We start from the raw sequence: 15,578 nt of genomic DNA, 5'->3' as shown, positions 1-15,578 counted from the left end.
TCAATTTAATGAGAGAAATAACTCAGATTAGTTTACCTCACGCCAATAGATTATTTTGTCATGCCCTCGATAACGACCAAAATACGCACTTGCCCGCGGTTCAGTGACCGCTGTTGGCGATACGCCATTCCAATTCCAGTACCATTCTAGCCATGTCGGCACATCCAAGGGCGCCGTCACTTGGCCGCGGTATGGCAACCCACTTGTTGTAACGGCTTGCCAGAGTAACTCAAATTGGCCAGCTTGGAATGTTGCAGTCCCGCCAGAACGCACAACACTTTGTCCCGCCACTAAGTCGGGATCAAAATTGTAACCAAGAGCGGAATGATCAACCTGCGAACCCAAAGCATACACTGCCGTTGTGCAGTTATCGGCAGTATTTAAGGCCCAGCTGCTGCCATTCCAAAATTCGGCCCGTGTCGGCATACGCAGTATTTCCGTCTCAGGACCATAGGTGTTATCCATCACTACACGGCCATGACGAAGGGTTTGAGTGCTGATTTTCTTAGCATTACAGTTAGTGCAAGTACCTGTTGATGCCGCATCCATGTCTGGTGAGGCCACATAGCTGTAAAGCCCATTCGGCCGAGGATCGTTATCCATCAATTGCACGCCAATATCGAGCAGCTCAAAGGGGCCATCCTGATACAGATTCGTCGCCACATTTGGGGTCACCCGACTAAAGTTAGCTTGGTAAGAAGCATCGACCGTCGCCACACCTTGATTCCAACTATCAGCCTTTATAGGTAAGGCACTTAAGCGACTCTGTAAATCAACACCATTATTGTTGTTTTCTCCCACCAGTTTTGCCGTGGCAAGGGAAAATGGCGGGAAATAGTTTTTCGTTATATCCCCCGCGATATTTAAAGCACTGAGCTCCATCGACATAGGGAACAGCTGATCCATATAGCTAAAGCCGCCACAGGCAGGTATGACCGATACGTTACTGATTAAAAATCTATCGGGCACAAAACGGCCAATATTAGCTGAATATCCAATTGGAATATTTAAGCTGCTTGCCGTCCCTAAATAATTTGGGCTAGCCTGCGCTGCAATTTGGAATACTCCAACTTCGCTGATGGTCTGATTGCTGATGGTATTGAGATTATTGGCCTGCGCCGAGTGGCTGTAGGATGCCACGCCTAACGCCCCATCAAGTCCGCCGTTGGCAATGCTTGGCGCAACGACTTTACTGGCAAGCTTCATCTGCGCATCACTAAAGTTAGGCGTGGGTAAGTTGCCCGAACAAAAGTCCGGATCGCCATCTTTTTCCCATGCCATCGCTTGTACTGTCATGCCAAAGGTTTGACCCGCTTTACGATAAACATTACACGTCATATTCGCGTTTGAGCAGCTAGCATTGGCATCTACAGACTTAACACACAATCCCGCTGGTACGCTGACAAATTGGTCTGAACCTGCCATGACTAAGCCCTGTTCATCACCTGTCCCTGTATATTTTGCATCTAGTTGTAATTTACCTGCATCAGGGTAATTGACTGAAATGCTTGCTTGTCCGTTGGTATCAAACAGCAGGTTCACCGCCGTAGGCGAGGCACTCGAGGTGCCAATTACCATATTGTTGATGGTGACGGCTTTAGGCGAGATAGGCGCGCTTGGCGTTTGGTAACTGCTCCAGAAATTCAGCGTTTTGGTCTGGCTTTGGAAGCTTGGGACACACTGCTTCGTCACATCGGATTTTTTCACCGCTTTGACTAACACTTGCTCGGGGCGATTCGCACGCTTATCGGGTACATCGAATACAAAACCACTGTCGGCAAAGGTGAGTGAACAATTGTTTTCACTCAAACCACCATTACCAATACGGCAAAGGGTTTTGCTTAATGGTTTAGTGGTGGGATTAGAGCCCTTCACGCCTAAAGTCACTACACCAGGAGTATTTCGCCTCAGTTGCAGTTGCGCCGTGCCACCGCTAAAGCTCACTTGATTACCGCCAACCCATACGCCATCTGCCGCAGAATCAGGTAATAAGGTTGCGCTAAGAGGTGCAGTAAAGAGTTGACTACAATTGGCATTGGCACAGGCTCTAATCGTTACCGTCTCAGCATTACAGGTCAGACCTTGACCCGTATGATCAAACTCAAAATGATCGATCTGAGCACCAATAGGATTTGATTTTAAAGCACAAATTTGCACGTTATCGATTTCGTGGTTGTTATTTGAGCCCCCCGTTGAGCCCGTTAAAGACAATAAAAAATCACTTGGAATGGCCGCCTGACCATTTTGTGCTGCGGCGTTAAATGCGGGAACTAAAGTCACAAAACCCGAACCTGTATTACGCTCAATTTTCACAATAGATTGATTCGCGGCTTGCGAATCAATTGTGATTTTATACCTGTGCGCAGGCGACACATTATTGCCGTCTACCGCAGGCGATAAGCAACTACCGTTCGTATTAGTAGTGCCATTACTACAAGCGCCGCGTAAATAATTATATCCTGACGTGCCGACACCCGAACCGCGAACCGCAACGGACTGGCGTCGCTGGCCGACATTAGAACTACCGCCTTCACCGGAGAAGTTACCGAACTCATCAATACCAAACCCAAGCCAACCACCCGCGAACCCATTAATACCAGGTTTATAACCGTAACCCAATGGACCGCCAAAGGCGCCAGGCTGCGGCGTTATAGAAGCATCCGATAACACTACCGCAATGCCGTCGGCACCATTGCCACCATAGGCATAGTGATCAAACTGGATCTCCACTAAGTTAGCTTTTCCAGGAAAGAGTCTTTGATAGGTAGATGCCGTAGATTGGTCAGATTTAGCTTCGGTTAAGCGTAATCGACCGCCTTGGATAGAAGGGGTAAATCCTCCACTACTTTTAGAAACAACCCAGTCATTACTCAAAGTGCTTTGGGAGAAATTATCGTTAAAGCATTGTAAAACAGGTGCAGGATTACAATTTGGAACAACATCAATCTTTGCTGCATTATCGTCAAATTTAATACTACTATTGCCACCTAAACTAATATTTCTAGCAGTAATAGCTCCTTCCAAAGAGGAACTCCCCTCTAGCACCGCATTCCCTTCAGCAACAACATAGGATTTAAGATATGCCCCTCCATTGAGAGTGAAATTTGAGTAGCTATAAATGAGAAATTTTTCTGGTTGCCCAACTGTGTTTAAGTTGTAATGCCTATAGTTATTTTTAATAAAAAATGACACGGTACCAGTTGATGGGAATACCAGAGTTACACCGTCATTAATAGATAAATTCTCAATCCAATATTGTCCAGCAGCCAGCTCAATACGGCCCGAAGTAGCAGTAAGCGACTTCATCTTATACACGCCATTATTGCTAACGAACCGAATTGTTTTATCTGAACCTCCATCAAGAACAATATTATTATACTCACCTTCAGTTACATTAATTCGCGTATTATCCCACGTGGGGGGCCCAACATTGTCAGGGCTTGAAGAAGTGCACTGAGAAAAATCAACACGATTAGAAGGTAAAGTTGCAATATAGTCTCCAGAACGACACCAACGATAAGAGTTGTTAGATGTTACACACAAATTGTCAAAGCTGTTTCCTCCTTGAAAATAGTTATAAGTTGGCAAGTCACTATACCAACGACCTGCATTATTAGGGGCATTGTATAAATAAGAACTGTTGAAGGTAATTGAACCGTTTCTATCGTAATTGTTTACACCTTCTATAAAGGTTTTAGTCCAATCTGCTTTTGCCAAATGGGATGTAAATGCCGTGATTAGGAGTAAAAGGATTAATGGGAATTTGGCCATTATTTTGTTAAATACCATTTTTGATAACTTAGTTCCCACGGGCTTCTACCTCAACTTGTCGGCTAACACGGGTCTCGCCGCTTTCACATACCGCTTTACTGTTGATTCGATATTGGGTGGTGGTACCTACCGCATAGGCTTTGCACGTCAAGGTCACAGTGCAGGCATGGAAACCTGTTACATTAGGAGGATTCCAAGTGCTCGTTGCAGGGCAAATGCCAACTGAACCATTTAATGGGAATAATGTTGCCAATGCGGCATCGGCGCCACTGTTCGCAGCGGCGAAGGCTCGCGTGCCCCACACTTCTTGGGTTAATCCAGTATCCCCGTCTTCCACTATATTGATCAGAGCTGACGCCAGTAGAAACATCACAGTGATCACAAATACGCCAATAATCAATGCACTGCCGTGTTGACGCGCAGGCAGAGCGTGAGAGGACGATCTTGATAGTGATGATCTGGATGCTGAGTTACGCCCTACCGAGCGACAATGTGAATTAAGGGACATTGATCACCTGCACTTGATGTCGATATTGGAACGTCTCACCATTTACATTAAACCGCAGTTGTAAATGCACCATAGCATTATTCACTAGGCTAGATGGCGTTAAAATCAGCGGTAAATCAGCACCATTATTTAAAACATTTGCCACACTTTGCGCCATTAGCACGCCCGTGCCCATAGTGGCAGGCATAGCGGCAGGATTTGGCTGAACGGCATTAAAGTTATAACCAGCATAACGCAATAATTGTAATTCATTGCCGCTTGGCCCCTTTTCAAAGCAATAGCTCACTGGACTCGAACCAAAATAGATCCTTTGCCGTGGTGATGCTTCTGCAAAACGTGTTGGCGCAGTAAAAGTCAGCGTCACTTGATGCTCCAAAGGGGAAGGCGCAGTAGCAATCGTTTTAACCTGCGCTCGCTTTTGTCTCGCGCTGCTATACACATCGGCATCAATCAAGGGATAGATCCAAGCGAATTGATTCACACGAATCGCACTCACCGTATTATCTAGAATAACTATCCCAGTGCTCGCGGCAGCAGCAGGCACAATTGGCATGGTTAGATAAGTCGTGCTGGCTTCGATAGGCACAAATTCAATACATTGATAGGTTAGCGAATCGGTATTAACTCGCAGGCTATTAGGCAAGGCACTACGCAACTCACGGGTCACTCGCTCAACAGCAAAACGGCTCTGACTTAGCACTTGATCGACTGAACTCGACTCAACAAAAATCCGCGTACCAAAAATAATAAAACTACTTACCCCGACCACGAGAATCCCCAGAATCAAGATAACAGTGACCATCTCGACCAAGGTAAAACCTAGTGTGGATTTTTTATTAACCGTAGATAAAGGTGAGGCCATCAGTAATTACTCCTCACCATATTGTAAGTAATCACTTCGTTGTCGGGCGTAGTCACATTAATCGTCACTAGCTTAGTATTGGACACTGCGCCATAGGCAACTGTGACGCTTAAGCGATAGTTAGGATAAGCATTTGCATAGGTTTGGGTCGAATTGAGCATAGTCGCGGTTTCATTTAAGCCGTTGTAATCATCCACATCGTTAAAGTTGTTTCGACTCTCACCGAACTCAGGGCCTAATGACGTTGAACAATTACTCCCTAGCGGACTACCACAGGCTGGCGTGCCACCATTGGCATTGGTGTTTTGATCGTAACGTTTACCCCAGATTTCATTCATCACCGAATGTGCAAGCTCAGCACTGCGTACTCTATGTAAGGTACTGGCCGCACGATCAGCTTGGGGGAATAACATGCTGGTTAGCATCACTATTGCAATGCCAATCACCAGCATGCCAATCACTAATTCGATAAGGGTAAAACCCTTCTGTGGTTTGGCTTTTTTGGATGCTTTTACTGATACTTTGCCCAATAGCAACCGAGGATTAATTCGCATAAATATAGCCCTCGGAGGATATATTAATCATCACAGTGTCATTTGCGGTCACGCGAATACAATCACCATTACAGCTTGGAAAAAGTCGGCCATTGATATCGAAATCAAGGGTAAAGTTGCTGCTGTTAGTGCTCACTAGCACTAATTGAGCACCACCTTGAAAAGCTTGGGTATAAAGCGGGTTTGGCGATAATGCGGTACCAGAACAAACCGCCCCATTTCGGGCAGAGAATTGACTCACTTGATAACCAGTGCCAGAGACGGTTACACGAAAACACCTGTCGGTATTATTGAGCGCTTTTTGCTGTACTTGACGCAGCTCGCTAATGAACTCATTGCGCAAGCTATAAGCACTGTAGGAAGACTGAGTAAACAGGCGTGGCAGTACAACCACAGCAAGAATTGAAATCAAGATGATGGTCGTTACTAATTCTACTAAAGTAAATCCGGCCTGTTTTGACATAGAGAATTTAAGCATCACTCGCGTTAATTGCTGATTTCATGTACTAGGTTCAGTTTCTGCCAACGATATGATTAACGCAAATAAATGTCGGAAAACCCTTGGCTGGCTCATTTATTTAACATCATGCAAGAACCGTATTTTATCTAAAAAAAAGGCCTGCTAGGCAGGCCTTCTAATTAAGTAAAACTAACATTTATCGGCAGTAGGTAATGCTGTATATATTGGTTGAGTGCCTTTTACTGTCGGAGCAACATAACTGAATTTACAAGTAGCTGGTGCCCCACGCTGATAGAAAGTGACCCCCCCAGCAGGCGTAGTTGCAGTAGTATCTATAATCCACTCGTTTGTTCCAGTAACAGTCGGAGTTGTACCTACATCAAAAGTGATATCTAATATTGCTTGGATGTCAGCTTGAGTTGCTTTAACGTAACCAAAAACTCCAATAACATCATCAGTACCATCACCGTTTAAGTCAATATTCTTAGTAGTTCCACCATTATTACCCTCCTCTCCTTGAAGAGCTGCTTTTGAATACAACAAAGTGTTACCTCCTTGCAAGGAGGCTTTCAAACCATTTAGAGCAGAAAGACGGGCATCACCTTGCAAATTAATAAACTTAGGCGCGGCGGTAACAGCCAAAATCCCTAAAATAATAATAACAACTACTAATTCAATTAATGTAAAACCACTTTGCTTTTTCATTCTGTAAGACTCCATTAACACGCGGTAGCTACAACTGAATACACAGGTAATGTAGTGCTAGTTGCAGGTGTATATTCTAAACGGCAAGCGTCAGTGTCTTTCTTTCCCTTAGGAACAATAATGAAAGATGTTGCACTCTTATACACGACACCAAAATCATTCACTGTACCTACAGTATCTGTCGCCAATGCATCAAATTTCATATCCAAGGCATTTTCAAGGTTAGTTTTCACAGCAGCAGAACTCGTAGCACTATTGAGATAACCATAATCAGTCGTGACATCAACACCTGTTGCAATAGTTACAGTCTGACCTGTGGCTTTTTCTTTACCAGCTAGAGCAGCCTTTGAATAAATCAGAGTATTCGCACCTTGTAAGGCGGCTTTAACACCCTCAACTGTCGATTTACGTGCATCAGATTGAAGATTGATAAACTTAGGTGCCGCTGTGACAGCAAGAATACCTAAGATGATGATCACTACTACTAATTCTATTAAGGTAAAACCTTGTTGTCTTTTCATTCTTAATTACCTATTCAATAACTTTACAAAAAAGTTGATTAACTTAAGCATGACGCTTTAGTTTCTATGGTACAAATGGCGTTTGGGTGAAGCTTAATACTCTGCCTGTGCCTGGGTTATACACTATTCCCTTAGCACCTACCGTTGTTAAATCAGGGGCAGGAGTGGGTACACCATTCGTTTGATTTAGCACCAGTGAAGCCACTTGGTGATAAACACATAAATCTAAACCTGCGACGACTGCACCAGTAATTGAGTTAGCACTGCCGCCTGCGGCGTTAATAACACGAGCGGTATAACGTTGATTACGTGCATCTTGGTTAAATAATACGTTACGTGGAGCACTCTGCAACACAGTGTTAAACACTTCTTGGCAACTGGCATTTGTCATAGCTGTCGCACTGGTTACTGAAGTTCCCGTTGGATAGCCAAAACGTGTATCGACATTTACTGTGTTACCGTCGAGGATAACACTGCTATTTTGACGCCCATCGACTTCCCACTGAGAACGCACAAAGCTGACTGCAGTCGATAAACCACCCGCAACACCGTCAACACTGGCATCTTCAGCATCATCGGTGACATTTAAGAATCGTGGGATCGCAGTTGCGGCGAGTAAACCCAAAATCACAATCACAATCACAAGTTCGATTAATGAGAACCCTGTTTGCTTAGTTTTCATATATATGTCCCCAGACCTCAGAAATTTTATTCTAACAGTTAAATCAATTTTAAAAAGCCATTGAGTTAACAATATTTTACGGAGCAGTCAAAAAAATGACCCTGCCAGAGTTCAGTTGATAGCCTAAACTATCGCCATTTTTAGACCGATAGTGGCAGCTATTATCCTTAGCCAAATAATCCGCCTCTAGACCTAAATTATCAGTTTCAGCGCCCATTAACTGTTGCCACAAATCTTGGCAGCCTTGATCATTTAGGTGCTTAGGTTGTGGCCATCCTAAATCATTGATATCGACAACACTCGACTCAGTTTCTAGGGAGGGATTATCAAATACCTCCCAGTTCAACTGCAATTGCGCCGGCTTACCCAAAGACAACCACTGGGAACGCACCATCACCAGCACATTTAAAAAACGGGCGTGTTCCACTTCCAATCCACGAGCCGCTATTTGCGGTAGCGTAAAAAAATACTTAGCTCCGATCACCGCCATGATAACCAATACAATTCCAATGGCGATCATACGTCCATAGATACGTAATAGATCGCTTTCAGCCTTTTGCTGAGTCTGCATTTAACCTCAGTCCCACGTATAAGATAGGAAATAAATATTATCCATATCGCTTACTTACCACCTTTGACCACATTGAGCATATCCCACATTGGTAGGTATATCCCCAAGGCCAACACTAAGACAATCACGGCCACAAAACCGATCAAAATTGGCTCCAATTTCGCGGTGAGGTTCTTTAAATCATAGTCTACTTCACCCTCATAGAAATCTGCCGCATCATTGAGTAATTGATCGATTTGCCCCGTTTCTTCCCCCACAGCCACCATTTGCAGCACTAGTGGCGTAAATAACTTGCTCTGATTCGATACCCTCAGCATAGAGTCGCCAGACTCTATGCCACGGCGCATACCGACTATCTTGTCGTGCATGTAGGCATTATCTACCGCGTCGGCCACTAAACTTAAGGCCTGCGTCATCGGTACGCCCGCACTGAGCATCATAGAGAAACTGCGACAATAACGGGCTAACGTCGAACGCTCAATAATCGACCCTACGGCGGGAATGTGTAACTTCCACTTATCCCACTGCTTCTCGCCTTTTTCCGTATGGTGCCAGTAACGAATGCCAATAATAGTGCCAATCAGCGCCACCAACATCAGCGCCCAATAATTCACGAATAGATTTGATGTACCAATCAACACTTTTGTCGCCCACGGCAAGTCGGCGCCAAAGCGAGAAAACATCTCGGCAAACTTAGGGATCACCATGATATTGAGGATCACCATAGCGAGCGCAATCGCAATCAATACAAACATGGGATAACGCATGGCCGATTTAATTCGTCGCCGCGTCTCTTGCTCACGCTCGATATAACCTGAAAGTTGAATGAAGGCATCTTCTAACTTACCCGTGTTCTCCCCCACGTGCACCATAGAAACAAACAAAGAATCAAACACATCGGGATGTTGATTCATGGATGATGACAAGGGTCGCCCTGCGGTGAGCTGCTCAGAAATATCATTAAGCGCATCTTTCATTCGCTGGGAATGCGCCGTTTCAGATAAGCCTGCAATCGCCCGCAAAATAGGAATGCCAGAACGGGTCAAGGAGTACATTTGTCGAGTAAAAATCTGTAATTCTTCTAACGCGACTTTGCCACCAAATAACTTAGTCAGTGAGAACGACTTAGCCACTTTGGCGACTTTGACTTCAAGGGGGATAATGCCACGCGCCAATAGCATGTCAGCAGCGGCACTTTCCGACGCGGCATCCAATTGTCCCGTAACGGATTGACCTTGACCACTGCGTCCACGGTATTGATAAATTGGCATAATTACGCCTCAACGCCTTGTTGGCTGATAATATCCTTCGACAAAGGTATCTGAGATTCACTCACGTCTTCCACCAACTTAGCGACCTCTTCAATCGTCGTCATGCCTTCGCTCAAATATTGCAAAGCTGACTCAGCGAGTGGGGTGAAGTTAGGGCTCTGCAACGCGGCTCTGGCAAAATCCTGCGGATTACCAGTACGCATAGCATCGATCATCTTTTCATCTAGCTCGAGAATTTCAAAAATACCGATCCGACCGCGATAACCACTGCCATTACAACTCTGGCAACCTGTACCGATTCTAAAGTTTGCATGGGTAAAATCTTTGCGGCTCACACTACTCAGCCAGGCTTTTTCCTGCGGTGTTGGTTGATACTCTACCCCACAGTTATGGCAGACACGGCGCACTAAACGCTGGGCAATAATCACCCTTAAGGCACTAGCAACTAAATAACTCGCAGCACCCATATCGAGTAAACGTAGCGCACTGGTGACCGCATCGTTGGTATGCAAGGTAGATAGCACAAAGTGACCCGTTAATGCGCCCCTAAGGCCAATCTCCACGGTTTCTTGGTCACGCATTTCACCGACCATGATGATATCGGGGTCTTGACGTAAGGTGGTGCGCAATACGTTGGAAAAGTTCAAGCCAATCTTATGGTTAACTTGTACTTGGTTTATCCGTGGCAATTGATACTCGACCGGATCTTCCACCGTGATGATCTTACGGTCGGCGGTATTGAGCTCGCTCAAAATACCGTACAAGGTGGTCGTTTTACCGCTACCCGTTGGACCTGTGACCAGTAGCATGCCGTGGGGACGTTTAATCTGTTTACGAATACGCGCCAAAATAGCAGGCGGCATACCGGTTTCGTGTAAGGTCAATAAACCCGCCGATTGATCGAGCAAACGCATCACCACAGATTCGCCGTGGTAAATCGGCATAGTCGACATACGCACATCGATATGATGACCTTTGATTTCCATATGGAAACGACCATCCTGCGGCAAACGTTTCTCGGAAATATCGAGACCCGCCATCAACTTAAGTCGTAATACTAAAGCCGCGGCAATATTAACTTCATTCAGAATCGTTTCATGTAGCTGACCATCGATACGCTGGCGAATACGTAAGGCTTTATCACCGGGTTCGATATGGATATCCGAGGCGCGCATTTGCACCGCATCTTCAAAAATCGACTGCAGCAACTTAACCACTGTGGTTTCATTGTCACTGTCGCCCGACGTGAGGCTGGCTAAATCGAACATCTCATCGGCGGCGTATTCTTCTTCGAGCTTACCGGCAATCTGGGCAATTTGGTCTGTACGACGATATAAGTTATCAAACGCTTGCAGCAGTTGCTGCTCGGGCGCTACCGCTAACTTCAAACGCTTAGGTGCGATAAGCATTTCGAGGTGATCGAGCGCCTGCAAATCCGCGGGGTCGCTCATTGCAACCAATACGCTATCGCCCCGGTCTTCAACCGCTAAAGCGCGGAAACGTCGTGCTTGCACCTCAGGAATAAGATGCACCACTTCCGCAGGGATAGGCATTTTACTGATATCCAGCAAAGGCACATTCAATTGTTGCGACAAGAACTGCAGTAACTGATGTTCGGTAATCGATTGCAAATCAATCAGAGTACGACCCAGTTTTTTGCCCGTATTGCGCTGCTCGGCCAACGCCTGTTGCAACTGCGCTTCAGTAATAATGGCTTCTTGAACTAACAGATCGCCCAAACGCATTTTTAATCTGGGTTTCATTGGCTATCTCCTAGCTGAGTCAAACGTTGTTCAATAAAGGCACTCGCCTGCGCCGATAAGCCTCTATGGCCTAAAGCCGTCCGATAGGCTTGGCGTGCTTGGGGAAATTGCTGCTGCGAATCGAGCGCATAGGCCAGCCCCATCCACCATTTAGCCTGTTGAGGTTCTTGTTGCAATAATTGTCTATAGGCTTGTTCTGACAACGAAAACTGTCCTAACTTTTGCGCTAAATCCGATTGTGCCATCCACTTTTGTCTCGCCAGCGGATGCGTGTCAGGTATGTTGGCTAACGTCGCTAATGCGAGATCAGCCTGACCAGAGGCTTGCTGAACCCGAGCAAGCAATAAGGCAAAGTCTAACTGCTGTTGGAATAACAGCATGCCTTGCTGTAACACTTCACTGGCTTTGGCTAATTGACCTTGCCCATAATGCAGCGCAGCTAACTGCTTGCGCGCTTCATGCATACTGGGATCAAAGCCTAATGTTTGCTCATAATAACTAATGGCATCTTTGAGTTTGCCATCCCTTTCAGCCTCATTCGCTAAGGTGAACCGCTTCTGCGCCAGCTGCTTTGGGGTCAACTTCACCTCAGTAATCGCCATTTGCCCTTGCTGTTGGGGCGTGAGTCGATTAGTGCCAGCATCTGCTTTAACTTCTTGTACTTTAAGCTCATTGCTCGCGTTAAGTTCATTATCGGCGGCAACACTGGCACGTTCTGACATCATTAATGCAGAGGGTGCGGCAGCAGTGACCTCGGCGCTTCGCACACTCGATGTCACACGATTTGACTGTGAATGGCTTGGCTCGCTTGACGTATTGACTAGGCCATCTGCGAGTACTGAGCTCTCATCTTGTTGCCGTTGTGACTCTTGTTCAACATCATTTTCTGATTCAAATTCTTGCGGCTGATTAAGTACAACGTCGTCGACACTGGGTTCAAGCTCTTCATTCTTAGTCGTAAACTCCTGCGTCGTCGCAACTTTAAGCGGTTCTTCGACGACAACGACGCTTGCTGAATGCTGCATCGAAGTAATCTTGTCTACCTGCACAGGCTCGATTTGAGTCTGAGTAGATTCATTTTGCCCATTTGTTTGAGCCGAAATAGTCGCTTCAGCAGGCTTTGCCATGAAAAGTTGCCAGCCATAAACCAGAGCGCCACCGAATAGCAATGACACACCACAGAGCAGCAGCCCGTTAAACGGAGTCCGCCTGCGAGCTAAATATTGCACCTGTGGCTGAGCCACGTTGCTGAGCTCATGCCCCTGCTGACGCTTATCGAGATCCTGCAGCATCTTGTTGATCACGCTCATACAACACCCCTGAAAAAGTGTTGTAATCCCAAACCAAAAGCCACTGTCATCAAAGTGAAAAAAGGCAACCATTTCCACGATAATAATCGGCGAACACTTGCATCTTCGGTGTCTTGAATTGCGGCTTTAACGTGGGAGGTTTGCACACGAGTAGCGCCTTCGCCGAAACTCAATAACAAGGCTTTATGGGCAAGAATATTGATCAATCTGGGGATCCCTCGGGACGCATAGGCTATCTGACGTGTTTCCCGTGATGTAAAGAGTGGTTCGCCCGCACGCCCTGCTATGGCTAATCGGTGGCGAAGATAAGCGTCGGTTTCATCCCATGTCAGTGGGCGAAGGTCGTAGCTAAAAGTAATACGCTGTCTTAATTGCCTAAATTCTTGGCGTTTAAGCCTGTCATCGAGCTCGGGTTGCCCAAATAACACTACCTGTAATAATTTGCGTGTCTCGGTTTCCAGATTAGTGAATAACCGCAGCGCCTCAAGACTGTCGTCCGGCAATGCCTGCGCTTCATCGAGTACCAATACGATGGCGTGCCCGTGGGCGCTCAAGGCTAAAAGCTGCTGTTGAATAAGTCCTGTGAGTTGCTGCTGATCGATATTGCTGGTGTATTTAAGGCCCAACTCACTCGCTACCGCCCAGCGTAATTCAGCTGGCGTGAGATAAGGATTAGGCAAATATGCGCAATGAAACTGACTCGGCAATTCGTTGATGAGCTTGCGGCAAATCAACGTTTTACCAGTCCCCACTTCCCCTGTCACCTTGATAAAGCCTTCACCCGTTTGCAGCGCGGTTTGCAAGACTTGCAAGGCTTCCACGTGTGGCGACAGGCCGAAAAAAAATCCGGTATTGGGTGTCAGTGAAAATGGAGGCTGGCTTAGGCCAAAATGCTTCTGATACATAGAAGCTTACTTTGTCTCCGGATACCAACGATCTAATAAGGTCTTAGAACGTTGCAGCTCCGTTTTCCAAGTATCGACACCGACTATCGTAGGTTTTAACAGAATAATAAGCTCGGTTTTCTTCTTCTGCTTACTACGGTTTTTAAACAATTCACCTAGGAAGGGAATATCACCCAACAAAGGCACTTGCGATACCACTTCGATGTTTTCACTCTTCATCAAACCACCAATCACCACCACATCACCGGAAGCCGCGCGGATGACAGTATCAGACTCACGAATTTCACTCTGAGCTAAGGGTAATTCAAGCAATTCATTACTCACTTTGATATTTTTTCTCTGCTCTTTTACATCGATAACAGATGGATGCACATGCAGTAACACATTGCCGTCACTATCAATTTGCGGCGTAACGTCTAAGGCTATGCCCGAGAAAAACGGCGTAAGCTCGACTTGCGGAGTCGTCACAGGTGTTGTTCCCGCAACTGTGGTCGAAGAAACGTCGGTGACAAAGTACTCATCGGAACCCACTTTAATTACGGCTTTTTGGTTATTCGATGCAGTGACCCTTGGGCTAGACAGTACATCCACATCACCTTGGGTATCTAATAGGTTGATCATGGTCGTAAAGTCAGAACCTTTAATGCTCAACGAAGTAACGCCACCCATAGCCGAGGTGATTTTATCACTTAAACCTGGGCCCGCTGATGTACCAAAATTCACATTAGTATTGCCAACATGTCCCAGCACATTATCCCATTGGATACCTTGCTGATAACCATCGGATAATGTGACTTCAAGGATCTTCGCTTCTAAAATTACTTGGCGTTGCAAATGACTTTCTGCGGAATTTAAGAAAGTACGCACTTGGCGTAATTCACTAGGAAAAGCACGAATAGTGACTAAACCCGCCTGCGGCGTAACAACAACCTGACGACCGCCTCCCGTTTCGCCGATTATCGAGGATAATGTCTCTTTCAACTCTCCCCAAAAATCTGTCTTAGTACGCGAACGGATAAAAGTACCGTTGCTACTATCGCTACCGCCATTACTGCTCGAGTTATTGCCATTACTGCTGTTCGAGTTATTGTTATTATTCGAGCCGCTATTGTTTGAATTGTTATTGTTCGAATTACTATTGGAATTATTGCTATCCGAAATCCGTCCTGAACTCACTGACGTCACAGATAAGCCATCGCGTTCCATGTAGAGATAATTCAGCGGAAACGTCTCGGTACGCATCCCAGCAGGAAACACTCTTAGGATGCGACCTTCGCGACTCACTTCGTAGCCGTAGATATCTTCAACCACTTGAATTGCTTCAGTTAATGTCACACCTTTAAGGGATAATGAAATCGTACCTTGCACGTCAGGATGTACGGCAACACTCAGCGGTGTACCTTGGACTAAGCTTGGAAAAAATACTTTAGCATCAACATCGTGGGCTGATACATCGAAACGACGCTCAGTTTCCAACGTGGGGGTCAAACCTGATAGCAATGCGCCTGAATTCAATTCCCGCTGAACCGCATCCGGCATAGTCGCAGGCGGTGGCGTAGTTGATGCCGTTGCCGTCGCCATTGAGGCCGCTAATTCCGCCTTACTCGCCTCCGGCTGTGGCCTATTTGTGGTCTGACACGCCACAAGGCAAAGTGAGAGCAGAGGTGTAAAGTATTTAATCGCTTTCATCTGAGG

14 protein-coding genes are annotated in these 15,578 nt (G+C 46.0%); all 14 read right to left on the bottom strand.

Annotated elements, in window-relative coordinates; all coding sequences use genetic code 11:
• Nucleotides 1-27 precede the first annotated feature (27 nt).
• The 14 genes from HUB64_RS04170 to mshL all read right to left on the bottom strand — a co-directional run bounded on the left by HUB64_RS04170 (nucleotide 28) and on the right by mshL (nucleotide 15,572).
• Entirely contained in the window at nucleotides 28-3,771 is a 3,744-nt protein-coding gene (locus tag HUB64_RS04170) for a DUF6701 domain-containing protein (protein WP_173248706.1), read from the bottom strand.
• 28 nt (nucleotides 3,772-3,799) lie between these two features.
• Nucleotides 3,800-4,279: an MSHA biogenesis protein MshP gene (locus tag HUB64_RS04165; protein ID WP_173247166.1), complete on the bottom strand. Its 480-nt coding sequence runs from the start codon at nucleotides 4,277-4,279 to the stop codon at nucleotides 3,800-3,802.
• Nucleotides 4,269-5,141 (bottom strand): PilW family protein, encoded by an 873-nt coding sequence (locus HUB64_RS04160; RefSeq protein WP_173247169.1) that lies wholly within the window; start codon nucleotides 5,139-5,141, stop codon nucleotides 4,269-4,271. The genes HUB64_RS04165 and HUB64_RS04160 overlap by 11 nt, the downstream gene beginning before the upstream one ends.
• The gene (locus tag HUB64_RS04155) at nucleotides 5,141-5,695 is read right to left on the bottom strand and encodes a type II secretion system protein (RefSeq protein ID WP_173247172.1); all 555 of its coding nucleotides are present in this window, start codon (nucleotides 5,693-5,695) and stop codon (nucleotides 5,141-5,143) included. Before HUB64_RS04155 ends, HUB64_RS04160 begins: the two co-directional genes overlap by 1 nt.
• The gene (locus HUB64_RS04150; protein ID WP_173248708.1) at nucleotides 5,685-6,173 is read right to left on the bottom strand and encodes a type II secretion system protein; all 489 of its coding nucleotides are present in this window, start codon (nucleotides 6,171-6,173) and stop codon (nucleotides 5,685-5,687) included. The genes HUB64_RS04155 and HUB64_RS04150 overlap by 11 nt, the downstream gene beginning before the upstream one ends.
• A 171-nt stretch (nucleotides 6,174-6,344) precedes the next feature.
• Nucleotides 6,345-6,860 (bottom strand): Tfp pilus assembly protein FimT/FimU, encoded by a 516-nt coding sequence (locus tag HUB64_RS04145; protein WP_173496452.1) that lies wholly within the window; start codon nucleotides 6,858-6,860, stop codon nucleotides 6,345-6,347.
• 14 nt (nucleotides 6,861-6,874) lie between these two features.
• Nucleotides 6,875-7,381, bottom strand: a complete 507-nt coding sequence (locus HUB64_RS04140) for a type II secretion system protein (RefSeq protein WP_113940083.1) — start codon at nucleotides 7,379-7,381, stop codon at nucleotides 6,875-6,877.
• A 64-nt stretch (nucleotides 7,382-7,445) separates the two neighbouring features.
• Nucleotides 7,446-8,063, bottom strand: coding sequence for a prepilin-type N-terminal cleavage/methylation domain-containing protein (locus HUB64_RS04135; RefSeq protein ID WP_105251278.1), 618 nt, complete (start codon nucleotides 8,061-8,063; stop codon nucleotides 7,446-7,448).
• Nucleotides 8,064-8,139: 76 nt separating this feature from the next.
• Complete coding sequence (locus tag HUB64_RS04130) at nucleotides 8,140-8,634, bottom strand: MSHA biogenesis protein MshF (protein WP_173247175.1); 495 nt, start codon at nucleotides 8,632-8,634, stop codon at nucleotides 8,140-8,142.
• A gap of 50 nt (nucleotides 8,635-8,684) precedes the next feature.
• Nucleotides 8,685-9,905, bottom strand: coding sequence for a type II secretion system F family protein (locus HUB64_RS04125; RefSeq protein WP_126491075.1), 1,221 nt, complete (start codon nucleotides 9,903-9,905; stop codon nucleotides 8,685-8,687).
• 2 nt (nucleotides 9,906-9,907) lie between these two features.
• The gene (locus tag HUB64_RS04120; protein ID WP_173496451.1) at nucleotides 9,908-11,668 is read right to left on the bottom strand and encodes a GspE/PulE family protein; all 1,761 of its coding nucleotides are present in this window, start codon (nucleotides 11,666-11,668) and stop codon (nucleotides 9,908-9,910) included.
• Nucleotides 11,665-12,978, bottom strand: coding sequence for a lipopolysaccharide assembly protein LapB (locus HUB64_RS04115; protein WP_173496450.1), 1,314 nt, complete (start codon nucleotides 12,976-12,978; stop codon nucleotides 11,665-11,667). The genes HUB64_RS04120 and HUB64_RS04115 overlap by 4 nt, the downstream gene beginning before the upstream one ends.
• Entirely contained in the window at nucleotides 12,975-13,883 is a 909-nt protein-coding gene (locus HUB64_RS04110; RefSeq protein WP_173496449.1) for an ExeA family protein, read from the bottom strand. The genes HUB64_RS04115 and HUB64_RS04110 overlap by 4 nt, the downstream gene beginning before the upstream one ends.
• 6 nt (nucleotides 13,884-13,889) lie before the next feature.
• Nucleotides 13,890-15,572 carry a pilus (MSHA type) biogenesis protein MshL gene (gene mshL / locus HUB64_RS04105; RefSeq protein WP_105251272.1) on the bottom strand — a complete coding sequence of 561 codons (1,683 nt, stop codon included), beginning with the start codon at nucleotides 15,570-15,572 and terminating at the stop codon, nucleotides 13,890-13,892.
• Nucleotides 15,573-15,578 lie beyond the last annotated feature (6 nt).

Source organism: Shewanella sp. ISTPL2 (assembly GCF_013283205.1).
GTDB classification, from domain to species: Bacteria; Pseudomonadota; Gammaproteobacteria; order Enterobacterales; family Shewanellaceae; genus Shewanella; species Shewanella oncorhynchi.
The sequence above is the reverse complement of the archived record's forward strand: the minus strand, read 5'-3'. Positions and strand labels throughout refer to the sequence as shown.